The 23,176-nt window shown below is 43.3% G+C and carries 21 protein-coding genes and 1 tRNA gene; 12 read left to right on the forward strand and 10 right to left on the reverse strand.

The window, feature by feature from the left end; all coding sequences use genetic code 11:
• Window positions 1–14 precede the first annotated feature (14 nt).
• Window positions 15–1,355: a glycosyl hydrolase family 18 protein gene (locus ACFQZI_RS00650; protein ID WP_377137322.1), complete on the forward strand. Its 1,341-nt coding sequence runs from the start codon at window positions 15–17 to the stop codon at window positions 1,353–1,355.
• A 9-nt stretch (window positions 1,356–1,364) separates the two neighbouring features.
• Window positions 1,365–2,102: a glycoside hydrolase family 16 protein gene (locus ACFQZI_RS00655; RefSeq protein WP_377137324.1), complete on the forward strand. Its 738-nt coding sequence runs from the start codon at window positions 1,365–1,367 to the stop codon at window positions 2,100–2,102.
• Window positions 2,103–2,150: 48 nt separating this feature from the next.
• On the opposite strand, the gene ACFQZI_RS00660 is transcribed toward ACFQZI_RS00655, so the two are convergent.
• The gene (locus ACFQZI_RS00660; protein ID WP_377137326.1) at window positions 2,151–3,623 is read right to left on the reverse strand and encodes a TonB-dependent receptor; all 1,473 of its coding nucleotides are present in this window, start codon (window positions 3,621–3,623) and stop codon (window positions 2,151–2,153) included.
• A 174-nt stretch (window positions 3,624–3,797) separates the two neighbouring features.
• Here ACFQZI_RS00660 and ACFQZI_RS00665 point away from each other — a divergent pair, with 174 nt between their 5' ends.
• From ACFQZI_RS00665 to ACFQZI_RS00700, 8 genes are all read left to right on the forward strand, one after another.
• Window positions 3,798–4,232, forward strand: a complete 435-nt coding sequence (locus ACFQZI_RS00665; RefSeq protein WP_377137328.1) for a hypothetical protein — start codon at window positions 3,798–3,800, stop codon at window positions 4,230–4,232.
• On the forward strand, window positions 4,229–5,206 hold the full coding sequence (locus ACFQZI_RS00670; protein WP_377137330.1) for an MBOAT family protein: 978 nt from the start codon (window positions 4,229–4,231) through the stop codon (window positions 5,204–5,206). Before ACFQZI_RS00665 ends, ACFQZI_RS00670 begins: the two co-directional genes overlap by 4 nt.
• A 59-nt stretch (window positions 5,207–5,265) precedes the next feature.
• A complete protein-coding gene (locus ACFQZI_RS00675) occupies window positions 5,266–5,733 on the forward strand; it encodes a pyrophosphohydrolase domain-containing protein (RefSeq protein ID WP_377137332.1) in 468 nt (155 codons plus the stop codon).
• A gap of 228 nt (window positions 5,734–5,961) precedes the next feature.
• Window positions 5,962–9,129: a TonB-dependent receptor gene (locus ACFQZI_RS00680; protein WP_377137334.1), complete on the forward strand. Its 3,168-nt coding sequence runs from the start codon at window positions 5,962–5,964 to the stop codon at window positions 9,127–9,129.
• An 11-nt stretch (window positions 9,130–9,140) separates the two neighbouring features.
• Window positions 9,141–10,505 (forward strand): alkaline phosphatase family protein, encoded by a 1,365-nt coding sequence (locus tag ACFQZI_RS00685; RefSeq protein WP_377137336.1) that lies wholly within the window; start codon window positions 9,141–9,143, stop codon window positions 10,503–10,505.
• Window positions 10,506–10,683: 178 nt separating this feature from the next.
• A complete protein-coding gene (locus tag ACFQZI_RS00690; RefSeq protein ID WP_377137338.1) occupies window positions 10,684–11,679 on the forward strand; it encodes a hypothetical protein in 996 nt (331 codons plus the stop codon).
• Window positions 11,680–11,726: 47 nt separating this feature from the next.
• Window positions 11,727–12,617 carry an ATP-binding protein gene (locus ACFQZI_RS00695; RefSeq protein ID WP_377137340.1) on the forward strand — a complete coding sequence of 297 codons (891 nt, stop codon included), beginning with the start codon at window positions 11,727–11,729 and terminating at the stop codon, window positions 12,615–12,617.
• A gap of 11 nt (window positions 12,618–12,628) precedes the next feature.
• A complete protein-coding gene (locus ACFQZI_RS00700) occupies window positions 12,629–13,729 on the forward strand; it encodes a hypothetical protein (protein ID WP_377137342.1) in 1,101 nt (366 codons plus the stop codon).
• A 110-nt stretch (window positions 13,730–13,839) separates the two neighbouring features.
• Here ACFQZI_RS00700 and ACFQZI_RS00705 read toward each other — a convergent pair.
• The 5 genes from ACFQZI_RS00705 to pyrE form a co-directional block, all read right to left on the reverse strand.
• A tRNA-Lys gene (locus tag ACFQZI_RS00705) sits at window positions 13,840–13,912 on the reverse strand.
• A gap of 83 nt (window positions 13,913–13,995) precedes the next feature.
• Window positions 13,996–14,814, reverse strand: coding sequence for a carboxypeptidase-like regulatory domain-containing protein (locus ACFQZI_RS00710; RefSeq protein WP_377137344.1), 819 nt, complete (start codon window positions 14,812–14,814; stop codon window positions 13,996–13,998).
• A gap of 30 nt (window positions 14,815–14,844) precedes the next feature.
• The gene (locus ACFQZI_RS00715) at window positions 14,845–16,473 is read right to left on the reverse strand and encodes an ABC-F family ATP-binding cassette domain-containing protein (RefSeq protein ID WP_377137346.1); all 1,629 of its coding nucleotides are present in this window, start codon (window positions 16,471–16,473) and stop codon (window positions 14,845–14,847) included.
• 364 nt (window positions 16,474–16,837) lie between these two features.
• Window positions 16,838–17,233 carry an SRPBCC family protein gene (locus ACFQZI_RS00720; protein ID WP_377137348.1) on the reverse strand — a complete coding sequence of 132 codons (396 nt, stop codon included), beginning with the start codon at window positions 17,231–17,233 and terminating at the stop codon, window positions 16,838–16,840.
• Window positions 17,234–17,241: 8 nt separating this feature from the next.
• Window positions 17,242–17,883 carry an orotate phosphoribosyltransferase gene (pyrE, locus tag ACFQZI_RS00725; RefSeq protein WP_377137350.1) on the reverse strand — a complete coding sequence of 214 codons (642 nt, stop codon included), beginning with the start codon at window positions 17,881–17,883 and terminating at the stop codon, window positions 17,242–17,244.
• On the opposite strand from pyrE, the gene ACFQZI_RS00730 reads away from it, so the two are divergent.
• A complete protein-coding gene (locus ACFQZI_RS00730; RefSeq protein ID WP_377137352.1) occupies window positions 17,882–18,520 on the forward strand; it encodes an NUDIX hydrolase in 639 nt (212 codons plus the stop codon). The two genes, pyrE and ACFQZI_RS00730, sit on opposite strands and share 2 nt — an antisense overlap.
• Here ACFQZI_RS00730 and coaD read toward each other — a convergent pair.
• From coaD to ACFQZI_RS00750, 4 genes are all read right to left on the reverse strand, one after another.
• Window positions 18,489–18,950: a pantetheine-phosphate adenylyltransferase gene (gene coaD / locus ACFQZI_RS00735; RefSeq protein WP_377137354.1), complete on the reverse strand. Its 462-nt coding sequence runs from the start codon at window positions 18,948–18,950 to the stop codon at window positions 18,489–18,491. The genes ACFQZI_RS00730 and coaD overlap by 32 nt on opposite strands.
• 200 nt (window positions 18,951–19,150) lie before the next feature.
• Window positions 19,151–19,729, reverse strand: a complete 579-nt coding sequence (gene nudK, locus ACFQZI_RS00740) for a GDP-mannose pyrophosphatase NudK (RefSeq protein ID WP_377137356.1) — start codon at window positions 19,727–19,729, stop codon at window positions 19,151–19,153.
• Window positions 19,730–19,745: 16 nt separating this feature from the next.
• A complete protein-coding gene (locus ACFQZI_RS00745; RefSeq protein WP_377137358.1) occupies window positions 19,746–20,279 on the reverse strand; it encodes an RsmD family RNA methyltransferase in 534 nt (177 codons plus the stop codon).
• Window positions 20,255–21,067, reverse strand: coding sequence for a DUF3822 family protein (locus ACFQZI_RS00750; RefSeq protein ID WP_377137360.1), 813 nt, complete (start codon window positions 21,065–21,067; stop codon window positions 20,255–20,257). Before ACFQZI_RS00750 ends, ACFQZI_RS00745 begins: the two co-directional genes overlap by 25 nt.
• 499 nt (window positions 21,068–21,566) lie before the next feature.
• Between ACFQZI_RS00750 and ACFQZI_RS00755 the strand changes: the two genes are divergently transcribed.
• Window positions 21,567–22,997, forward strand: coding sequence for an ATP-dependent DNA helicase (locus ACFQZI_RS00755; RefSeq protein WP_377137362.1), 1,431 nt, complete (start codon window positions 21,567–21,569; stop codon window positions 22,995–22,997).
• Window positions 22,998–23,176: the final 179 nt, after the last annotated feature.

Consider the following 23,176-nt stretch of genomic DNA (forward strand, 5'->3'; position numbering starts at 1 on the left):
AATCATAAATGAAAATGGAAAAGATTTATAAAAGATTATCGTTCCTGCTGGTGATCCTGGTTGCATTAAGCGCCGGATGTAAAAAAGACATCGCCAAGGAACAGGAAGACAATAACCCGCTTCAACCAAGGATATTTGACATCCTTAGGGAGTTTTCGGGCGCGCAGATCATCAACGAAGGTGATACCGCTAAATTTAATGGTATCGAAATTACACCGGCGGGTAAAGCCACCGTTAGCTGGATGGTTGATGGGGTAGAGGTATCCAAAGATAAGAGGTTTGCATTTGCGCCAACTAAGGGAGGCGAATTTACCGTTAAGCTTAAAGTGTCATACAATGGCGATTCGAGTGTTAGGAGTACCAAGGTTTTGGTTAACCCATCTACATATACCTTTAAGCCATATACCAAGATAGCCATGTCGTACCTAACACAGGATGCTACAGCTGCTAATGTTAATTTTAAAAACGTTACCCATGTGGCCTATAAAATTGGTTTGGTATCTCCCGAGGGTGATTTGGATACTTCGCCCGGCGAACCGGGGCAAAAAGCAAGAGAGATTGTAGCACGTGCCCATATTGCCGGTGTGCCTGTTATTATGGGCATCAGTGGCAGGTTATCGGGTATTGATGGATGGGCTATTTACGAAACCAACGATTTTGGTACCGCCATTCGCGACCCTGCCAAACGTACCAAGCTGGTTGGGCTGGTTAAAGCTTATGTAGCTGCCAAACAAATGGATGGGGTTGATATTATGATGACAGACATTAACTCGGGTAATGCCGATGCCAATATGGCTGCCATAGCGCCATTCGCGGCCGAACTTAAAGCGGCATTACCGCCAACTGCTATACTAACGCTTACCGCCACGGTAAACTATATGCATTGGAGCTACCCGGACCTTTCGGCTTTTGACTGGATAAACGTACACGCGTTTGAAGATAACATCCACATTGGGCCCGATGCACCGGTTGGCCAGTCGTCGAGTTTACAATTTATGAAAGACGGTGCCGCTATCTGGACGAATTTCCATTTGCCGGCAAGCAAACTGGTTATTGGCATGCCTGCATTTGGTTTGCGTTATAACGCTTTAAACGCGGCCGGTAATAACGAAAGCTGGGGGTCGTATGATTACATGACCTACAAAGATATTTTAACCGCAGACCCAACAGCTGCCGGTAAAGAGTTTACCGATAAATCCGGCAAGGGGGTGTATTATAACGGTGTGCCATTGGTTACCGCGAAGACGGCTTACATAAAAGCCAATCCATTTAAGGGCGCCTACCTGTGGGGCGGCGACTACGATACACAAGATGCAAACTCGTTAATGTTAGCTATTGCTACCGGACTAAAATAAGTAAACGCCATGAAGAGAATATATGTTATCGTATTTACATTGTTGCTGTCGGCATTAGTTGAGAATGCTAACGCGCAGGGCAAAACCATTAAATGGAGTGGCTACACCTGGCATGTAAAAGAACCGGCAGAAGCAACAGGGCCGGGGCCAAATTACTGGAGCGGCAACAACGTTTGGGTAGATGGCAGCGGATGGTTGCACTTAAAAGTTAGCAAAAATGCAACCACCGGCCGCTGGGAATGTGCCGAAGTTGCCAGTACAGTAAGCTTTGGTATGGGCACATACCAATGGCAGATAGATGCCGATGTAGATAAGTTTGATAAAAACCTGGTGCTTGGCCTGTTTGATTATTCGGGAACTGATGCGCGCGATGAGATAGACATTGAATTTGCGCGTTGGGGCAACAGTGAATATCCCAACCTAAACTACACGGTATACCCGAAAGTGGGTGGCCCGCCAAAGCATACCAGTTACAGCACCGAATTTACATCGCCAAACGGTACTTATACCACCCACAAATTTATCCGTACGGCTAACAGCGTTACATTTAAAACCCTCTATGGCCATGTTAACGATGAACCGAGGGATAACCTGTTTATGAGTAAGGAGTTTAAGAGCCCGGCAGTATCTATCAGCAATGTGGCTATGCCGGTGCTTATAAATCTTTGGTTATTTAAAGGCCTGGCACCAACAGATGATAAGCCTTTTGAGGTTATCATCCACAGCTTTAAGTTTACCGCTCAATAATTTGTGTTACATTAAATAGCCTGGTTGCCAAGTAGCAGCCGGGCTGTTTTATGCGCTTAAACCGGGTAATTGGGCGGTAGTGCTATCGCTTTTTATTTCGCAGGCATAACCAAACAGGCACCTGTCTTTAATGATGGCTGCAACCTCGGCAGGTACAAATTCTTCCCACCCGGCAGCGCCTTCCTTTATCAGTTGCAAAACCTTATCTGTTTGAAAGTTAAGGTTGTTTTTATTATAGTCTTTAATGTCCTCTATCTTGTTATTAGCTATTAGGTATTGGTACAGGTCTATTAGATGCGGGGGCAGGGTAAACTTTTCACTATTCCAGATCTGGCCGTCGCGCAGGGTAGGGTATATCAGCACCTTTACCTTACGGCTAAACAATGTAGCAAACGACTCCAGGATGCCGCCAGGCAGGTTTTGATAATGCTCTTCGGTAAAAATATACTCTAAGTTAGGGTAACCCAATACCACGCCCATTTTAAGTTTGGTAATTTTTGAGAGATAGGCCACCAGTTTGTAATACTCATGAAAGTTCGATATCAGTACGTTTTGCCCGAGCGAACAAAGTATATCTACACGGTCCAGAAAGTCCTTTTCGTCAATTTCGGCATTCTCATCGGCATCGCGTTCCTTTAACGATTGCAGGGTTAGCTCGGTTATTACAACCACATTATTCCTGTCTACATCCGGTTCATCTAAAAACTGCTTAACCCCGGTATTTAGCATATCCATATGCACATTAATTACCGGGCGGAAACGGCCGCGTACAACTACAATATGCTTTTTGTATAATACCTCGCTTGGCTGCCTGTTTTTGCCGTTAGGGCCAAACAAGGCCGCGTCAGAAAAACCGTATTTTACAAGGTAAAGGCTCATTAAACGGTTATCAACCTTTGTAAACGCTGGCCCTTCAAAATGGATCATATCTATCTGGATCCTGTCTTTAGACAGGTCGTCCATCAGCGATAGCAGGAAACTAAGGGGTTGTTTGTAATAGTTAAAGCAAGCGTAGATAAGGTTTACACCTAAAACACCTACAGCTTGTTGCTGCAGGTTGTTATGATTATCTAACAGTTTTACGTGCAGCAGCACATCCTGGTATTTGCCGTTTGGCTCTAACTGGAAACGGACACCCATCCAACCGTGGCCATCGTTCGTTTTAAAGTAGTTAAGCGCCGAAAATGTATCAGAGAAGGCAAAGAAGGTAGTATTGTGACCGCGTTGCTCGGCAAGGCGCTCTATCAGCAGGTCATACTCCTTTTCCAGCATGGCTAAAAGGCGTTGCTCGGTTACATAACGCTTTACCTGTTGTGAACCGTAAATGGCATCAGAAAAGGTCATATCATAAGCCGACATGGTTTTGGCTATTGTGCCCGATGATGCACCCGCTTTAAAAAAGTTGGCCGCCACATCCTGCCCGGCACCAATCTCGGCAAAAGATCCATAGATAGCAGGGTCGAGATTAATGGCAAGCGCTTTTTGTTTTGTACCGAGGTATTTGTTATGATTGATATCCATGCGCCGGAGAGTTTGTATGAACAGTTGTAAAGCATTGCAAAAGTACGCTTTTATGGTGAGAAGCTGCTATCATAATCTCTAAGTGTACTCATAGTTAAATATGAATTATATTTTCAGTAATTATTGAAACTTTATGAATTTGTTTTACATTTGCTATACTTTAAGCAGGGGGATATGGAAACAAATATGATCACTATACAAGATGCCGTGCAAATTGCCGGACTGGCACAGATAGTACTGGTTGTTGGCAGCCTTGGCGTACCAGGCGTATTACAGTTTAATGTAGAGCTGGCTAAAGTTCAAACACTTATTAAACAAATGTTTTGGACGTATGCCGGGTATATACTGGTCACCAATCTATGCTTTGGTTTTGTGTCCTTGTTTGCCTCTTCCGAACTTTTGAATGGCTCGGTATTGGCGGGATTTGTAACCGGGTTTATTGCCGCTTACTGGATCTCCCGCGTTTTGGTGCAATTCTTTTATTTCGACAGGCTGAGCTTCCCTAAAGGTAAATGGCACAAGCTTGCCGAAGTAACTTTAGTTACACTGTTTATATCTCTTAGTATAATTTATAGTTACGCGTTTTATGTTAATTTTAAACAGATATGAATAGCCTGCTGTTCCTGCATCTCGAAGCCTTCGGTCTCATAAACCTCACCATTATTGTATTGGGCTATCAATTTATTAAACACAAACTTGTTTTGGCAGGTTGGCTTACACTAATTTTAACGATACTGCTTATACACTTTTTATTTATACATGAACATCCCATATTGCAGATGCTCACTATCATAGCAACTACATTCAGCGGTATGAAGGTTATAGCCGTAACGGAGCGTTATAGCCATAAACCTTTGACCCTTAGTTTTAGGCAATGGATAGTTTATGCCATAGGATGGGTAGGCATGCGTGCCGAACCATTTGAAACTTTGGGCAACCCTCCGCTGCCAAATGCATGGGCTATGGTTAGGTTTGGTATCAGCCGGATAATAATAGGAGGGTTGTTGGTGGGCTTAGCTCATTTGGTTGTCCATCATTATTTAAATGCAAAGCTTACGTATGTGTTAGTGAGTGCCATACTGTTGATAGCTTTTAGCCTGATATTGCATTTCGGTATGTTAGGTATCAGCGCTGGCATGTGGCGGTTCTCAGGCGTAAATACCTATTACCTGTTTCGCCAGCCGGCAAAAGCCCTTAGCCTAACCGAGCTTTGGAGCAAACGCTGGAACATCGCCTTTAGTGAGATGACATCAATAGCTATCTTTCGTCCGCTAAAAATTAAGGTGGGGAGCGGCGCCGCGCTCATGATCGCATTTGTGTTCTCGGGCCTGTTGCACGAATTGGCATTGAGCGTACCCGTAAACAGTGGTTATGGTTTGCCAACCCTATACTTTGTAATACAGGGCACTTTGGTATTGGCAGAGAAAGTGTTAGGAGTAAACAGGATCAATTTCCTTCAAAATAAAATTTTAGCCCGTATCTGGGTATTCTTTTGGCTGGTTGCACCTATGCCGCTGCTATTTCATGAGCAGTTTTTAAAGCAGGTTTTATGGCCGCTGGCAGGTTTGACAATTCCGCTGTAAAAAGCTTCAAAAATTATTAGCTTTGGCTTAATCATTAACACCCATAAAGCTATTACACCATGCAGGAAGCATCGCCGTTAAACCAGGTTGCCGAATTTCATAAAACGTTTAAACACCCGGTTCTTGATGAGCCAACTATTCCATCAAAAGCACGTTGCGACCTGCGCGTTGCACTTTTGGCCGAAGAGGTAAAAGAGCTTCAGGAAGCCATTGCAGATAATAACCTGGTTGAGATTGCCGACGCCCTTTGCGATATACAATATGTACTTGCAGGCGCAATACTTGAGTTTGGCCTTGGGGAAAAATTTAAAGCGCTGTTTGACGAAGTACACCGCTCTAACATGAGCAAGGCTTGTAACACCATCGAAGAAGCAAACGAAACCATTGCCCATTACCTTAAAAAAGACGGGAGCGAAGCACATTATAAAGAAGAGGAATCTAAATTTTTAGTGTTCCGCACGGCGGATAATAAAACCTTGAAATCCATCAACTATTCTCCGGCTGATTTGAAGGGGCTGTTGTTGTAAGCAATAGCAATAAACATTAAAAAAGCCTTTCAGCCTATCGCTGAAAGGCTTTTTTGTGTAATACTATTATTGTTGCAATAAAAAGCTTTTGTTATTAAAAGTCAGGGTGCTTGTTAAGGCGTTAATCTTTAATTAAACTAATCACCATATAACAGTAATCATAGGCAAATCTGCCGTTAACATTACCCACACATTTTTGCGCTTAATTAAAACTCACAACTATTAAGCATGAAAAAACAATTCCTCAAAAAAATATGGCTTGCCTGCCTGTTTAATTTACTGCTGGTAACGGCGGCTATGGCACAAACCAACTTGGCCGGTATCTCCGGTAAGGTATCTGATGCAGGCGGCGCATTGTTGCCGAATGCAACCGTTACCGTAAAAAATGAGTCTACCGGTTTTACCATTAAGGCTACATCAAACTCAAAAGGAACTTTCCTGTTAAAGGAGCTTCCTTTAGGTTCGCCCTATAGCATTACAGTTGAAGCTATGGGCCTGGCTACCCAAAAACAAACCGGTTACGCCCTAAACCAGGGCGATTTGCTACAGGTATCGTTTGTGATGGAGCAAAAGGTACAGGAGCTTAACGCTGTTGAAATTAAGGCGCCATCAACCCGAAACAAGATAGAGAACATTGGCTCGGCAACCGCGGTAACCGCTAAAGATATTGCAAAGCTGCCTGTTAACGGCCGTAACTTTACCTCCCTGGCAGACTTGTCGCCACTTAGCGCGGGCAGTAGCTTAAGCGGCCAGCTTGCATCGGCAACCAACTATACTATTGATGGTATGGCGGCAAGGGGTACCATATCGGGCGGGCAGCCAACCGGGGCATACTCTATTTCGCTTGAAGCGGTAAGGGAGTTCCAGGTGGTAACCAACCAGTACGATGTTACCTACGGTAATGCAGGTGGCGGTACTATCAGCACGGTAACTAAATCGGGTACAAACGTACTATCCGGTAGTGCCTTTACTTACGCGCGTGCCAACTGGTTATCGAGCCCATACGGCCTTAACGGTTTGAAACGTAACCAGGCATTCTCTACCTACCAGTACGGTTTCTCGTTAGGTGGCCCAATTGTTAAGGATAAAGCCCAGTTTTTTATAGCGTGGGATCACCAGGCCGATTCAAGGCCATTGTACATTGCCAACATACAGGCGGCAGATGACGAAAAGCGCTTTAACGTAACACAAGCTACTTTAGATAATTATTTAACCATAGCCCGTAACAAATATGGCGTGGCAAGCTCACCGCAATTTGGTCAGTTTGATAAGTTTAAGAACACCCACGCGGGTTTCGCCCGTATCGACTGGCAGATAAACCCCAAGAACTTATTTACCATCCGCGATAACTTTATTTACGATCTGGACAATCAATCAGACGGCGATAACACCGCCATCAATCTGTATGAAGTTTACAGCACACGAAAAAGTTTAAATAACAGCGTGATGGCTTCATTACGTACCATACTAAGCCCTAATTTAACCAACGAATTAAAGGTTCAGCATTATTGGGAGTACAACAAACTGTTTGCAAACAGCCAGCTACCTGAGGATAATATCCCGCGTGCCATTGTTCAAAATATATCGTCTAAAGCGGCCGATGGCTCAAGCTATTCTACTGCCATACAGTTAGGTGGCCAGCGTTACGGCGGTGATTATTTTAACAACAATGTTGCCCAATTGACCGATAACGTTTACTGGACAAAAGGGAAATACAACTTTACTTTTGGTGGTGGCTTAACCTTCACCAACCAAAACTCTATTTATGGTAGCGAAATAAACGGTCGTTTCTATTTTACCGGCCTCACTAATTTTGATAATCTTACGCCGTACCGTTACGCGAGGGACATCTACACATCATCAGACAGGAATATAAAGTTTAACATTCTTGCGCCAAACGTATACGCGCAGGTACAAACAACCTTATTCCCGGGCTTTGATTTAACGGCCGGTATCCGTGCCGATTATACCACTTACCTTGACCACGCGAATTTTAACCAGGCTGTTTACAATACACTTGGATTAAACACCGCTAATAAGCTTGCAACTTTCCAGGTACAGCCAAGGGTACAGGCAACATGGGATGTTGGCCAGAATGGCAAAGATATTATCCGTTTAGGCGGCGGTATCTTAGGTTCGGCGTTAAACCCGTACTCTATGATCAACAATATGTTGTTTGATGGTTCGCACATTGTGGGGGTAGATATTACAAACGCGGCTTTGATACCAACACCAAACTTCCCGGCGTACCGGAACGATCCATCAACCGCGCCCGGTTTAGATCTGCTTAATAATCCCGCTATACAAAAGCTGGCTACCATTAACATGAATGGTAAAGACGCCAAAGTACCGGTTGTTTATAAAGCCAACATATCTTACTCGCACTTCTTCGCGCAAAACTTCAGGGTTACGGCAAGTGGGTACTTAAGCCTTGGCCGTAACAACTACACCTACCTCGATAAAAACATGGTAGACAATCCTTACTTCCGTATTGCTGCAGAAGATAACAGGGGAGTGTACGTACCTGCAAGCAGCATTAAGGCAGATAATGGTACCGTAGACTGGACACAAGGCCGCAAAACTACCGAAGTTGGCCGCGTGTTAGAGTTGCAAAGCGTTGGTAAGGTAAACCAAATGGCTTTTGTATTTGATGCCGATTATAAATATTACAAACAGGGAGAAATTTCGGTGTCATATACCTGGAACCAAACTAAAGACAACACCTCTTACAATGGTAACGTGGCAAACACAGCCACCTTGGTACAATACGTAAAAGACGACCCGCGCAACCTTGGCGGCATGAGCTATTCCGACAACCAGTTCAGGAGCAAAATTGTGGCTTACGGCAGCTCGCCAACATTCCATGGCTTTAGCGCCGGTGTAAGGTTCTCGGGCTTAAGCGGTACCCGCTACTCGTTATATGTGAACGGAAACGTAAACGGCGACTTTGTTGCCAGCAACGACCTGGCCTACATTTACGACCCTAACGCCGCATCAACCCCTCAATATCTTAAAGATGGTATCAACGCTATCCTTAACAACCCTAAGGTTGAAAAAGGTATGAAAGAATACATCCGTAACAGCTTTGGTAAAATAGCCGAACGTAACGGTGGTGTTAACCCTTTTTACGGTGTAGTAGATTTAAGGCTGATCAAGAAAATCAACTTTGCTAAAAAGCAATACGTAGAGTTGTCTGTCGACTTGTTTAACGTAAGCAACCTGCTTAATAAGAAATGGGGGGTAAACCACAACCTTGGTGCAACCTCTATTTACAACATCAAAAGCTTTGATGCTACCAAGCAAGAGTATGTATATACGGTTAACACCAACGCCGGGGTATCAAACCTAAGCGGTAACCCTTACCAGTTTCAGTTAGGCCTGCGTTACGGATTTTAATTAACATCAACATGAAAAGAAACATCTATAGTACCCTGATAGCGCTAACCGCGCTATTAGGTTTAAAACAAAGCGCCGTTGCACAAGCCCCGCAGGCAAAGTATGTAATACTGGTAACGGTAGATGGCTTTAGGCCCGAGTTTTACTTGGATAGCGTTAATTATGCTATGCCTACGGTAAGGGAATTAATGAAGAATGGTATTGCTGCACAAGGCTTAAACCCCGTGTTCCCGTCGGTAACTTACCCGGACCATACTACCATGATAACCGGCGTTACCCCGGCAAAACACGGCATATACTACAACACACCGTTTGAGGCAGAAGGTGCAACAGGTAAGTGGTATTGGGATTACAGCCTCATCAAATCGCCAACCCTTTGGGATGCTATGCACAAAGCGGGTAAAACTACCGCATGTGTGCGCTGGCCGGTTACGGTAAACGCCCCTATAGATTACCGGATACCCGAGTACTGGAATTATAAGAACATGAGCGATGCAAGGGAATACACAGCTGCGGCAACACAGCCTGCAACCCTGTGGAAAGAGGTACAGGATAACGCCACCGGTGTGTTGGAAGCCAATGATCTTAACGCTAACAACGATGAGCTGATACAGGACGAGAACGTAGCCCGTATGGCCGGCTACATTATTAAAAAGTATAAGCCAAACTTTTTGGCGCTTCACCTGGCATGTACCGACCATTACGAACACGAGAACGGCCGCGACCATTACATGGTTAAAGCATCGGTAGCAGGGGCAGACAGGGCTATTAAAACGCTGGTTGAAGCTGTAAACAGGGCCAAGATTGCAGATAGTACGTTGATCATCATACTGGGCGACCATGGCTTCGAGAATATTTACCGCAGCTTTAACCCAAATGTTTTGCTGAAACTGGCGGGTTTAATTACCGATGTTAAAACAGGTAGCTGGAAAGCGCAGTTCCATTCGTCGGGCGGTTCATCATTTCTACAACTGAAGGATAAGAATGACAAAGCTACCCTAAACAAAGTGACCGCCATGCTGTCGCAACAGCCGGATTCTGTTAAACAATATTACCAGGTAATAAACAAAGCCGGCCTGGATAAAGTTGGCGCCGACCCTAACGTGCAGCTTGCCCTAAGCGGCGTAAACGGAACTACCATTGGTAATGGTACCGAAACCCTGATCCAAACCCTCAAAAAAGTTAAAGGTACCCACGGTTTTTACCCGGATCATAAACAGATCCAAACCGGTTTTGTGGCCTTTGGGCCGGGCCTTAAAAAGGGAACTATTATCCCGGTGATGAACATGGTTGATGTTGCCCCTTTTATTGGTAAGCTAACAGGTGTTACATTACCTGCTACTGACGGTAAGGTCTACCCCGAATTATTTCAATAAGTTTTATATACCCCTATGCAAAGCCCCGTTTCGAAAGGACCGGGGTTTTTTTGTGCACGTTTTCTTACAAACGGATAGGTGATAACATTAAAATATCAATTATCAGTATTATATTTATCCCTTACGCCCGTCAGCAGGTACTACTTGTTGCGGGCCGGCCTAAACCTAATTACACGTAATGGAAACAGAAACAGATACCGGTTATTTTGAAGTGCTCAAAAGAGCTACCCAAACCATTATAAACGAGCCAGGCAACTTGGGTGGCATATACAAAGTAGTACACGAGTTACACGCTGTGTATGCCGAATTATCCGGCGTGTCGGCCGGGAATATCACTGATGACGACATTATGTTACCTTCAGGCAAAGCGGTATCTACCATTAAGGCTGCCCATTGCCTGTTAGAGTTTCAGCGTACGGCAGTTTTTGTAAGGGGCATATACAAGGCAATTCTCCAACTAAAGGCAGATTTTCCATCACAAATCATTCATGTTTTATATGCGGGCTGCGGCCCTTACGCAACGTTGCTTACTCCTATAGCTGCTTTATTCGGTCCATCAGAAGTAAACTTTACTTTTTTGGATATTAACCAGGTATCGCTGGATGCAGTAAAGATGATGTATGACCGCCTAAACATAGGTGAATACATAAAGGCCTGCATTTGCACCGATGCCACCACGTATAAAATACCTACGGATACAACCGTTCATCTGGCTGTGTCAGAAACCATGCTAAACGCCTTGATGAAAGAGCCCCAGGTAGCGGTTATGCAAAACATTATCCCGCAATTACCGCCCAAGGCCCTGTTTGTACCCGCTAAGATCACCATAAGCGCGCAATTGCTTAACGCTAAAGAAGAAGAAAAAGGTTTTACAACGGCCGGGTATTTACCGCAACGCATATTACTTGGCGAGGTGTACACTATAAGCATGCAGCACTATGCAACACCGCGGGCGGCCACCTTCCGCATACCGGATGAGCTAAATGGTTTTAAGGATGTTTTTTTGCACACCCGTATACAAACATATGCCGATGAAGTACTTACCGATTACGAGTGCAGCCTTACCAATCCCAAAAAAATTGCCGGTGCTAAAAGTATGGAAGGCAGACAACTCACCTTTAATTACCTTAGTGGTGAAACCCCGGGGTTTACTTATGAGTGGGAATCTAACTAAAAAAAATCCTTTAATTTCATGCTAAAATAATTAGCTTTAATCACTTTATGAGCAAGATAAACATTCAGGGCACCGTTGATAATATTAGAAGTAAATCTAATGTTTATACACCTTTAATAGAGGCTATTGTGAATGCAATAGATTCCATTATTGAGGCAAAACAGATTAAAGGAGAAGTAATTATAAAAGTTATTCGAGAAAACTCCCTCCAGTTTGACGACACTTTAAGTGAAATAAAGAGTATTGAGATTCACGACAATGGAGTTGGTTTCAGGCAAAGAAACCGAGACTCTTTCGACACACTATATAGTTTGTCGAAAAAATCCTCCGGCGGTAAAGGATTTGGAAGATTTATGTATCTAAAGTACTTCGCTGATGTCAAAGTGCACAGCGTTTACAAGGAGGAGGATGGTAAACACAATGAGCGCAGCTTTACTTTTGGACGAGAAAGTGAAATCATAGTAAATGAGGTTATTAAACAAGTCGAAAACCTTGAAAATAAAACAATAGTTTACCTCAATAATCTTGTAAAAGAAAGAAATTATGACAAAGAGTTGGAAACAATTTCCAGAAAGCTACTTGAAAGACTATTGATTTTCTTTATAAATGATAAGTTTACTTGCCCGGAAATTACTTTGCAAGAATTTGATGGAAGCAAAAAAATAGTTCTTAATAACTACCTGTCGTCTGACAACGAAATTAAGCTTGTAGATACTACCAAATTCAGTATTAAGAGCCAGCGGGTTAGTGTTGAAGAAAGCTTCACCCTAAAAGTATTCAAAATTTATTTTTCCAAAACTGATAGCAAGGTCATTTTGACGGCACATAACAGAGAAGTTGTTGAATCAATGTTACATAACTATGTGCCAGAGTTTATTGATGAGTTTTATGATGAAATAATAAAAGGTGAAAAAAAACAAAAAAGAACTACTCGATAAAAGCGTATGTATTGGGAGATTATTTGGATTCAAACGTTTCATTAGAGCGGGAAACTTTCAATTTCGACAAAGAAACATCCGATTTGATGTATGGGATATCTCAAATTGAAATTGAAAAAAGTGCAGCTTTAAAAACTAAAGAGATGTTTGCTGATGACGTTAAGCATCGTGTTGAAAAGAAAAAAAATAGAATATATGGGTATGTGAATTCGACTGCCCCTTGGCATAAAACATATATTGATAGCGTCGATCTGAGCTTATTCTCTTATAATGCGACAGACGAAAAGATTGAACTCGATTTACAGAAATTTAAGTTTCAACAAGAACAAGATACAAAAAAAGACATTCAATTTATTCTGAGCTCGTCAGACCAAACAGATCTTAATCAAGATATAAACGCTATCTTAAGCAAGGTAACCGATATAGGAAAGAGTGACTTGGCTCATTACGTGTGTAATCGAAAAATAATCTTAGACTTTTTTGATGCTTTACGTAAACGAGATGAAGAAGGAAATCCCAATCTCGAAAAGGAAATTCATTCCTTAATATTTCCAATGAATAGTGACACTCAAAAGACATCCTATGAGGAGCATAATTTATGGTTGTTAGATGAAAGGTTAGTATTCTCAGAATATGTTGCATCAGACCGAAAAATCTCTAAACGAAAAGATGCGTTTGGAGAGCCTGATTTATTAATATTTGATAGTAAAAAATCTTTTAGAAGTGGTGATAATGAGTATAGTAACCCAATAACTATTTTTGAGTTCAAACGACCCAAAAGATATGCTTACAAACAAGAGGACGACCCAATATTGCAAATCGGTCAATATATTGAGAAGATTCGAGCTGGTAAGTATGAGATGCCAGAAGGTTTAGAACCAATTAAGGTTAATGACAATACACCAGTTTACGCTTATATTGTTGCTGATATCACAGACAAAATAAAACAATTCGCTAAACAACATTCGTTGACAGTAAGCCCAGATGACGAAGGGTATTTTGGTTACCACATAGGTTACAAAATGTATATTGAGCTCATAAGTTTTAAAAAATTAATGAAGGATGCTAAGCTTCGTAATCAGATTTTCTTTAAAAAATTACACTTAGAGTAAGCGTCAATACATCCCAACAATGTTATCTCAAGTTAGGTGAAAATCTCTTTTTTGATTTAACGGAGGCACAAAAAAGCCCTTAGTAGAGACTACCAAAGGCTAACTTAAGGTGACCTGGGAGGGGTTCGAACCCTCGACCCACTGATTAAGAGTCAGTTGCTCTACCAGCTGAGCTACCAAGTCGTGCTGATATTTAGCGGGATGCAAATATACAATTGATAGGCGTAACAATTAATGTTTTTGCATATTTCTGTTAAATATCTTTATTAATACTCGGCCAGTACATTAAACGCTATGCCCGCAATACCCACCTTTTCCCAACTGGCCTGGCTGGTTTCGCGGGATATTACAGCGCCGCTGCCAAATATACTCAGGTAGGCCGAAAACATCAGCCCGCGGCCTTTGGAGTTTGCTATCCATTCCAGGCTCACAAAAAAGTTGTTGTCAACATAAATGCTATAAGGTTGCAGGTCAACCTGTATATCCTTTTGACCGGGCATTACATCAACATAAATGTTTTGGTTTTGCAGCAACTGATCCGGCATGCCTTTATTTAAACTGTAAAAATTAAGGCGGAGCTTTACGGGGTATGCAGGTGCATCTGTAATATGCACATTAAATTGTTTAAGGTAAGTAGGTTTCTTTTTTATCTTGATAACCGTACCTATCTCGTAGCCAAGCCTGTTTGAACGGAACCCGGCGTTACTATTGTCAGATTTTGAATCGTTACCAAGGATACCTTCTTTCCATTTACGGTTGCTTACACGTACTTCTTTAAGCTGGGTGGTAGAGGGTTGCAGTAAAATTGTTTTATGCGCGTCGGTTGCAAATGAGGCTATTTTGTAAATGGCAGGCGCATAACCTATCATAGATAGTTTTAACGAATCGTTTTCGTGGCCTGTAAGGTTTAATTTATAGCGCCCGGCGCTATCTGTAACGGTACCAACGCTTTTGCCTATAATACCCACGTTAACGTAGGGCAGGGGCTGGTTGGTTTTGGCATCTTTTACAAAGCCTTCACACACCTGGGCGTTTGCAAATAACGAGGGAAGTATAAATAGGGCAGCAAATAAAATTCTCTTCATGTTGGTAAGACGTATTTGCTGCCCCAATAGTTACGCCGTGGCGTATAATTCTTCGCGTAGTTTTTGTACCGCTTCGCTGTTGATATACTCGTCGTAGGTCATCAGTTTATCGATGATACCGCCCGGGGTTATCTCGATAATACGGTTGGCAACGGTTTGCACCAATTCATGATCTCGAGAGGTGAAGATAATGTTACCCCTAAAATCTTTCATACCGTTGTTTAGCGCGGTTATAGATTCCAGATCGAGGTGGTTGGTAGGCTCATCTAACAAAAGCATATTGGCCGACTGCAGCATCATGCGGCTAAACATACACCTCATTTTTTCGCCACCGGAAAGTACAGTAGCTTTCTTTAACACCTCCTCGCCGCTGAACAACATGCGGCCAAGGAAACCACGGATAAACTGGTCGTCCTTTTCGCCTGTAGAGTATTCACGCAGCCAGTCTATCAGGTTCTCATCCTTACCTGTGAAGTATGATGAGTTATCGATAGGTATATCTGCAAGGTTAACAGTTACGCCCCATTTAAAGCTGCCGGTGTAATCTGTATCGCGTCCGGTTAAAATATCGTAGAAGGCCGATGTTGCCAAACTGTTTTGAGACAGCACGGCAATTTTATCGCCTTTATTAGCCATAAAGTTAATGTCGGCAAAAAGTACCTCGCCGTTAAGCGATTTACCAAGCTTTTCGGTTTGCAATACCTGGTCGCCAATTTCGCGGCCCTGGTTATTGAATATGATGCCGGGGTATTTACGGTTAGATGGCTGTATCTCGTCGAGGTTGATCTTATCTAAAGCCTTTTTACGGCTGGTTGCCTGTTTAGATTTTGAGGCGTTGGCGCTAAACCTGCGAATAAATTCCTGCAGCTCTTTTACACGCTCTTCGGTTTTCTTATTCTGGTCGCTGCGCTGTTTTAATGCCAGCTGGCTACTCTCGTACCAGAAGGTATAGTTACCGGTGTAGATGGTCATCTTGGCAAAGTCTATATCCACAACGTGGGTACAAACGGTATCCAGAAAGTGCCTGTCGTGCGATACTACCAGTACAATAGCTTCGTACGATGCCAGGAAATCTTCCAGCCAGCTAATGGTGTGTATGTCCAGGTCGTTGGTAGGCTCATCCAGTAACAAAATATCGGGTTTGCCAAACAGGGCCTGAGCTAATAGCACACGTACCTTTTGAGTATTATCGAGGTCCTTTACAAGATTGTAGTGAAATTCTTCTTTAATACCTAAGTTGCTTAACAGGGTAGCAGCGTTGCTCTCGGCATTCCAGCCATCCATTTCGGCAAAAAGGTTTTCCAGTTCGCCGGCGCGCTCACCATCCGCGTCGCTGAAATCTTCTTTCAGGTAAATGGCGTCCTTTTCTTTCATTACGGCGTACATCTCCTTGTGGCCCATCATTACGGTTTCCAGAACCGTAAATTCATCATAAGCGTAGTGGTTTTGGCTTAATACGGCCATACGCTCGCCCGGGGTAAAACTAACCGAACCGCTGGTTGGGTCTATCTCGCCCGAAAGTATCTTCATGAAGGTTGATTTGCCCGCGCCGTTAGCGCCAATTATGCCATAGCAGTTGCCCTGGCTAAACTTTAGGTTTACATCTTCAAAAAGGGTGCGTTTACCGTAACGTAAGGATAAATTAGATACCGTTATCATGCTGTACTTATATTTTGCGCAAAAGTACGGTAAATACTTAATTTATTTTAATAGGGGGTTAAATTGGCTGTATAATAGTTTCGCAGGTATAAAATTACGCTTATTGCGGCGGCCGCTGAGGATACCATTCTACACAATTCCCCATGTGTAAAATTATTATTAAAAAAATGTTGATAATGTGCATTTAAAATGCATAGATTAGGTTTTGGAATAACAATTGATTAACAATTCCCGTAAAAGCAATTAAACCCCTAATTTAATTTTTATGACTATTGTAGTAACAAGTCTGTTTATCGTGAATGCGCTGGTAGTGGTGCAGCACTTAAAGGTAAAAAGATCTTAAACCCCCGAAAATGAGGTTCAACTAACTTAGCAGCTTTGCTAAGTTAGTTGTTTCCTCGTCCACAAGTTTTTGCAACGGGCCCGAAGCCATCATCTTCATCAGCATATTCAGCTGGGCAGTAATGGTAAAAGCAGCTTGGGTAGCCCCGTCAGCTTCGCTCAATTCCCATTTTAATTCCATATCAAACGGCGGTTTTTCTGCGGGGATGATCCTTACCAGGGTATTAGCCACACGTTCCTCTATCTTTATAGAAAGTTTTGTAATGTTTTGAATATTGAAACTGGCTACATCGGCGGTTGATTCCCAGTCTTCAATATTATCGGGCATTAATTGCCGATGGTTGTTCATATCGGCCAGGAACGCATATACCTGTGCTACGGGCTTATTAACGGTAACTGTACTTTCAAAAACACTCATAGTAAATATTATTGCCCCCAGGTTGATGGTTGTATACGCCATTCTTTTAACACCGCGGTATCGGCAGCAGAAATATAGTTGTGCTCTTCGGCGTATTTTAAAAGGGCGTTATAATTAGATAAAGTAATAAAAGGGCATTTGGCCTCCTTAAAATTATCGGTAGCTACATCAAAGCCATAGCTAAAAATAGCGGCAAGGCCCGCAACGGTATAACCCGCATCGCGCAAGGCATGTACGGCTTGTAAGCTGCTTTTGCCGGTAGATATTAAATCCTCAATGACTACTACGCGCTGGCCCGGAGAAATTTCGCCCTCTATCAGGCTTCCTGTACCATGTTCTTTTGCTTTGGCACGTACATAAATAAAGGGCAGCCCCATTTCCTGCGCTACCAACGCGCCCTGGGGGATGCCCGCCGTTGCTACACCTGCTATGCAACCAACCGAGCCAAACTCTTCCTGAATGGCCGATGTTAGCTTTTGGCGAATGTAAGTACGGATAGTTGGGTGCGATAGTGTTACACGGTTATCGCAATAGATGGGTGATTTCCAGCCCGAAGCCCATGTAAAAGGATTATTAGGTTGTAATTTTATTGCTTTAATTTGCAGCAGAAATTCCGCAACCTGCTGTTCGGTCTCACTATTGGTATACATGGCTCAAAAATACAGAATTTATATTAACGAAAAAGTGGTTTTACTAACCGCGAAATCACCCAAAGTAGCATCGCAATATCAACGGATTGATGCTGAGCATTTTGATTTGAAAATTGTTTACCACTGGGTAGATAAACAACCCTGTAAATTATTTTACGTGCTTTGCGATGATGCCAAGGCTTTCCTTAAAAAGATCATCAGTGAAAATCATTTAATTGAAGCTGCCGGCGGCCTGGTTACCAACCAGTATGACGAACACTTGTTCATCTACCGCAACAATAAGTGGGACCTGCCAAAGGGTAAGATAGAAAAGAAAGAGAAAACTAAAATTGCTGCCGTGCGCGAAGTGGAAGAGGAGTGTGGCATTAAGGTAAGCAAGCTACAGGAAAAGATCTGCAAAACATATCATACCTATATTTACAAGGGCGAAGTTGTGCTTAAGAAAACCCATTGGTTTAAAATGGCCTATAAAGGCAAGGCTAAGCTGGTACCACAGTTAGAGGAAGGCATTACCGATGTGCGCTGGTTTAAAAATGAGGATGTGCCAACCATTGTAAATAATACATTCCCCTCTATAATTGATGTGTTGGAGAAAGAGGAACTGATTACAAATACGGTAGGGCTTCTTTCGGAATAAACTGGGCGACATCGCCGTTATAACGGATGATCTCGCGCACGATACTCGAACTGATAGATGAGTAACCCGGCTTGCTTACAATAAATATGCTTTCAATTTCGGGCTCCAGCGCGTGGTTCATTTGGGCTATGGCCTTTTCGTACTCAAAGTCTGATACGGTGCGGATACCGCGGATCATGTAATCGGCGCCTATGCTTTTACAAAAATCTACCGTTAAACCTTCGTAAGCTACAATGTGGATGCGGTCGTCATGTGCGAAAACGGCCCTCAGCATATCCTCTCTTTTGCCAACGCTAAGCAAACCCTGCTTACTGCTGTTTACCCCAATGCCTATATAAACCTTATCGAACAGGCTTACGCTGCGTTTTACAATATCAACGTGGGCTTTGGTAACCGGGTCAAACGAGCCGGGGAAAAGGGCTATTTTCATATTAGGTGATAACGCTGTTGCTAATTCAAAAGTAGTTAATTATTGTGATGAGCAATGTATGTGATGTAAATTCCCGCCCTTGGGAGGGGTGTGCAGGAATATGTGGTGGCAGTGAGGGGTTTAACGCCATTTATCATTCGCATAAACCTCTCCCTACACCCTCCCGCGGGGAGGGAATCGCACGAGGCCGCCGCTTTTAGCTATACCAAACCATTTATCTGCGCATATTGCAGCAGCATTATCGTCTTCGCGTCATTTATTTCGCCGGTTTTTACCATTTCCAATGCCCGGGCGAAGGGCAGCTCCATCACTTCAATATTCTCGGTTTCTTCGGCAAGGCCGCCGCCGTCGCTCACCTTCATCTCTTTGGTGTATTCGGCGGTGAAAAAGTATAGGATCTCGGTGACCGAGCCGGGGGACATGTACGCCTCAAACGCTTTTTGTACTGATGTTATCTTGTAACCGGTTTCTTCCTCCGTTTCGCGTTTAATACAATCTTCGGGGTTATCAAGGTCAAGCAAACCGGCACAAGCTTCAATCATGTAGCCATCGGCGTTACCGTTCAAGTACGTAGGCATTCTGAACTGGCTGGTTAGTATCACCGTTTGGCTGGCTTTGTTGTAAAGCAGTATAGTAGCGCCGTTACCACGGTCGTAAACTTCGCGCGAGAAACTTTCCCAGGTGCCGTCATTCCCTAAATAATCGAAAGTAGCTTTTTTTAGAACGTACCAATTGTCGGATAAGATAGAAACTTCAAGGTTCCTGATTCTATTATTCATTTGCGCGCTGTTAAAGTTAGGCTTTAAAAAACGAGAACGACGAGTGCCCGTATTTACGTTGCTCCACAAAAGCCGGATGGTTGCTTAGGTTTTGCATGCTTTGATGCTCTACTATCAGCATACCGCCCGCTAAAAGCAAGTTTCTATCGAACACAATTTTTGGTATCTCGGGTATTTTATTCAAGTCGTATGGAGGGTCGGCAAAAACAAGGTCGTATCGCTCGGTTTCCATAGCCAGGTATTTAAAAACATCGGCTTTAAAAACTTCAATTTCTGTTAAGCCATGCTGTCGCGACGCATCTTTCAAATAATGCACGCATTGTATGGCGCGGTCAACCCCGGTAACTTTTTCCGCTCCGCGCGATGCAAATTCCATGGCAATGTTGCCGGTACCGCTAAACAAGTCGAGCACTTTAATACCCTCAAATTCTATCTGGTTTTGCAGTATATTAAACAGCGCCTCTTTTGCAAGGTCGGTAGTTGGGCGTACGGGGAGGCCTTTAGGCGGGTTAAGCCTAAGGCCCTTTAATCTTCCACCAATGATGCGCATAGCGATAAAGCGGCGAGGGCTAAAATTTTATGAGATTGGATGTTGCCAGGCAGGTCTAAGACAGTAATATCGTTAAGTTTTACTTCGCCAAAAAAGTTTTTAAGGTATAAAAAGTAACGGTCGGTATCATTAATATCACCACTTATTACCAGTTTGGTTTTATCGGGCTGTAACCCTAATTCTGTAGCTACCAAAGCGCTGAAATAGGCCAGTTCTTCGTGGCTTTTAAACTTAAAGGTATTGTAAAAACGCAGGCTTCCGTGGGTGAAGTTCACAAACGACACGGTATCATTACCAATATTAAGGTATATATCAGTACTCAACGGATAGTTATTTGCAACGGCTTTTATGAACCCGGCGTCGTAATGTAAAACATTTTGGTTGTCGAGGTCTTTTATAGCGTAAGTTAAGGTTTCATCAACCTTGTATATGATGATATTTTTGCCGTCAACGTTTTCGTATTTAACCTTTTCGGTATCGGTAACATCAAGCAGGCGGGCAATATCGGCAAGGCGGCCTTTCTCAAAAAGAGCCTCGGGAAATAAGGTAAAACCTGTAGCGTGCAGGCCGGTTACTACCAAGTTGTAATTGGCGGTTAAAATATCGCGAAGCTGTTGCGGGTCGCGCAGCTCATCAAGCGAATAATTTTCGCCCCAGGATAGCAGCTGCTTGCCGTTAACAACGGCATAACTAAAGCTGTTTACATCAACCTGTAATAACAGGGTGTAGCTGTGGGCCTGTGTAAGGCTTAAATCGTCGCTGGTGTAGTAATGTCTGTGGTCGCTCATGCAGATTAACAAAAGTAATATTTTTTCGGCATTGTATTATTATTTAAGTAATACCGGTACATCGTGTTTACTCACCCGGTCATTGCTTCGCTCGACCACCCTCTCTTCGCTGCGCGGAAAGAGGGATTTTATTTTCGTCACCCTCTTTACGCAGTAGAAAGGGTCGACCGGCGTAGCTTAGTCGGGGTGAGTAAAATTTCGCCCTGTTGGTATTGCTATTAACAAGCCGCTATGCACCTTGTATAGCAATTTAATAACCTTCCTAAATGTTGTTGGTGACAACACCAACAATGGCATTATTTGAGTAATACCGGTACATCGTGTTTACTCACCCCGCGGCATTAGCCTCACCCAAACCCTCTCCAAAGGAGAGGGCTTTAAAATCCTTTCTAAACCCTCTTTGCGCAGGAGAGAGGGTCGACCGGCGCAGCAAAGTCGGGGTGAGTAAAATTTTACGCGGGTAATAAACTATTTAACATACTTATCTCCATTTTTGTGTGTGCCAACAATTGATCATATCCGCCGCGGGTTTCCGCATGAACCTACTTCGCAGCAACTGGAACTTTTTGCCCGGCTTGATAAATTCCTGAGCAGCGAGGAACAGGATGATTGCTTTATATTAAAGGGATATGCCGGTACAGGTAAAACCACCGTGCTTGGCGCGCTGGTAAAGGCGCTTCCCAATTACAATTTAAAAGCCGTGCTGCTGGCGCCTACAGGCCGCGCCGCCAAGGTAATTACCAACTACAGCGGGCGCAAGGCCTTTACCATTCATAAGCGCATCTACCGTAAAAAATCGGCGTTAAATGTTGATGAATCTTTTATGATAGCCGATAATATGAGCACCAATACGCTTTTTATTATTGATGAGGCGTCGATGATATCTGATGAACTAACGGGCAATAACCGTGAAACCCTGCTGCACGATTTGGTTACCTACGTATATAACGATAAAAATTGCAAGCTGATGCTGGTGGGCGATACCGCGCAGCTACCACCCGTTGGCGCCGACGATAGCCCCGCGCTTGATGCCAAACTCATGAAAGCCGATTATGGCCTTAACGTACACACTTATGAACTTACCGACGTTTTAAGGCAGCAAAAGGAATCGGGCATTTTGTATAATGTAACCAGGGTGAGGGAGATCATTAGACAGGGTAAAGAGGTGATGCCTCAAATTGTGACCAAGGGTTACAAGGATGTTTACCGTATGGGCAGCGATATGCTGGAAGAAGGCCTCAACTACGCCTACAGCAAGTATGGTTACGATAGTACGCTTATTATTTGCCGTAGTAACAAGAATGCAAACCTGTATAACCGGCAGATTCGCGGGCGGATCCTGATGCGCGAAGAGGAACTCACCGGCGGCGACCAGCTGATGGTGGTGAAGAACAATTACTTTTGGCTGGACGGTCAGGAGGAAGGCAGCACCGGCTTTATTGCCAACGGAGATATTGCCCGTGTAAAAAAAGTGCGGAGGATAGAGGAGATGTACGGCTTTAGGTTTGCAGATGTGCAACTGGAATTTATTGATTATGCGGAAGACCCGGTGCTTGATTGTAAGATACTGCTCGATACTTTATACTCCGAAGCGCCCGCCCTGCAATCAATAGATCAAAAGCGTTTTTATTTGGAAGCGATGAAGGATTACGAGCATATTCCAAACAAGCGCGAAAAGCATAACGAACTTAAGCTGAATCCTTACTACAACGCCCTACAGGTTAAATTTGCATACGCTATTACCTGCCACAAAGCACAAGGGGGGCAGTGGGAAGCCGTTTTTGTTGACCAGGGTTACCTAACGGATGAAATGGTAAATACCGATTTTTTACGCTGGTTTTATACTGCTTGTACCCGCGCCACCAACGAGCTTTACCTGGTTAATTTTAACAAGAAGTTTTTTGCCGAACCACCGGCAGATGCTTTTTGATACTTACACCAGAAACAATATGACTTGTCCTAAAATAAGTTTACACATTATCAGTGTAAAAGATGAACAAGCTAAAAGAAGAAAAGATCATCAATGACCATCTTATCCAGGGGATAAGTTTTCGTAGCTTAGCGTTAAAGTATGGCATATCCCGCAGCCATGCGCACCGGATCGTGAAA

It is taken from the genome of Mucilaginibacter lutimaris (assembly GCF_042676625.1).
In the GTDB taxonomy this organism is placed as follows: domain Bacteria; phylum Bacteroidota; class Bacteroidia; order Sphingobacteriales; family Sphingobacteriaceae; genus Mucilaginibacter; species Mucilaginibacter lutimaris.

What these genes read in the sequence shown, in the direction of transcription:
- ACFQZI_RS00650 (WP_377137322.1), top strand. Translation starts at nt 15, where the DNA reads ATGGAAAAGATTTATAAAAGATTATCGTTCCTGCTGGTGATCCTGGTT.
- ACFQZI_RS00655 (WP_377137324.1), top strand. Translation starts at nt 1,365, where the DNA reads ATGAAGAGAATATATGTTATCGTATTTACATTGTTGCTGTCGGCATTA.
- ACFQZI_RS00660 (WP_377137326.1), bottom strand. Translation starts at nt 3,623, where the DNA reads ATGGATATCAATCATAACAAATACCTCGGTACAAAACAAAAAGCGCTT.
- ACFQZI_RS00665 (WP_377137328.1), top strand. Translation starts at nt 3,798, where the DNA reads ATGGAAACAAATATGATCACTATACAAGATGCCGTGCAAATTGCCGGA.
- ACFQZI_RS00670 (WP_377137330.1), top strand. Translation starts at nt 4,229, where the DNA reads ATGAATAGCCTGCTGTTCCTGCATCTCGAAGCCTTCGGTCTCATAAAC.
- ACFQZI_RS00675 (WP_377137332.1), top strand. Translation starts at nt 5,266, where the DNA reads ATGCAGGAAGCATCGCCGTTAAACCAGGTTGCCGAATTTCATAAAACG.
- ACFQZI_RS00680 (WP_377137334.1), top strand. Translation starts at nt 5,962, where the DNA reads ATGAAAAAACAATTCCTCAAAAAAATATGGCTTGCCTGCCTGTTTAAT.
- ACFQZI_RS00685 (WP_377137336.1), top strand. Translation starts at nt 9,141, where the DNA reads ATGAAAAGAAACATCTATAGTACCCTGATAGCGCTAACCGCGCTATTA.
- ACFQZI_RS00690 (WP_377137338.1), top strand. Translation starts at nt 10,684, where the DNA reads ATGGAAACAGAAACAGATACCGGTTATTTTGAAGTGCTCAAAAGAGCT.
- ACFQZI_RS00695 (WP_377137340.1), top strand. Translation starts at nt 11,727, where the DNA reads ATGAGCAAGATAAACATTCAGGGCACCGTTGATAATATTAGAAGTAAA.
- ACFQZI_RS00710 (WP_377137344.1), bottom strand. Translation starts at nt 14,814, where the DNA reads ATGAAGAGAATTTTATTTGCTGCCCTATTTATACTTCCCTCGTTATTT.
- ACFQZI_RS00715 (WP_377137346.1), bottom strand. Translation starts at nt 16,473, where the DNA reads ATGATAACGGTATCTAATTTATCCTTACGTTACGGTAAACGCACCCTT.
- ACFQZI_RS00720 (WP_377137348.1), bottom strand. Translation starts at nt 17,233, where the DNA reads ATGAGTGTTTTTGAAAGTACAGTTACCGTTAATAAGCCCGTAGCACAG.
- ACFQZI_RS00730 (WP_377137352.1), top strand. Translation starts at nt 17,882, where the DNA reads ATGGCTCAAAAATACAGAATTTATATTAACGAAAAAGTGGTTTTACTA.
- pyrE (WP_377137350.1), bottom strand. Translation starts at nt 17,883, where the DNA reads ATGTATACCAATAGTGAGACCGAACAGCAGGTTGCGGAATTTCTGCTG.
- coaD (WP_377137354.1), bottom strand. Translation starts at nt 18,950, where the DNA reads ATGAAAATAGCCCTTTTCCCCGGCTCGTTTGACCCGGTTACCAAAGCC.
- nudK (WP_377137356.1), bottom strand. Translation starts at nt 19,729, where the DNA reads ATGAATAATAGAATCAGGAACCTTGAAGTTTCTATCTTATCCGACAAT.
- ACFQZI_RS00745 (WP_377137358.1), bottom strand. Translation starts at nt 20,279, where the DNA reads ATGCGCATCATTGGTGGAAGATTAAAGGGCCTTAGGCTTAACCCGCCT.
- ACFQZI_RS00750 (WP_377137360.1), bottom strand. Translation starts at nt 21,067, where the DNA reads ATGAGCGACCACAGACATTACTACACCAGCGACGATTTAAGCCTTACA.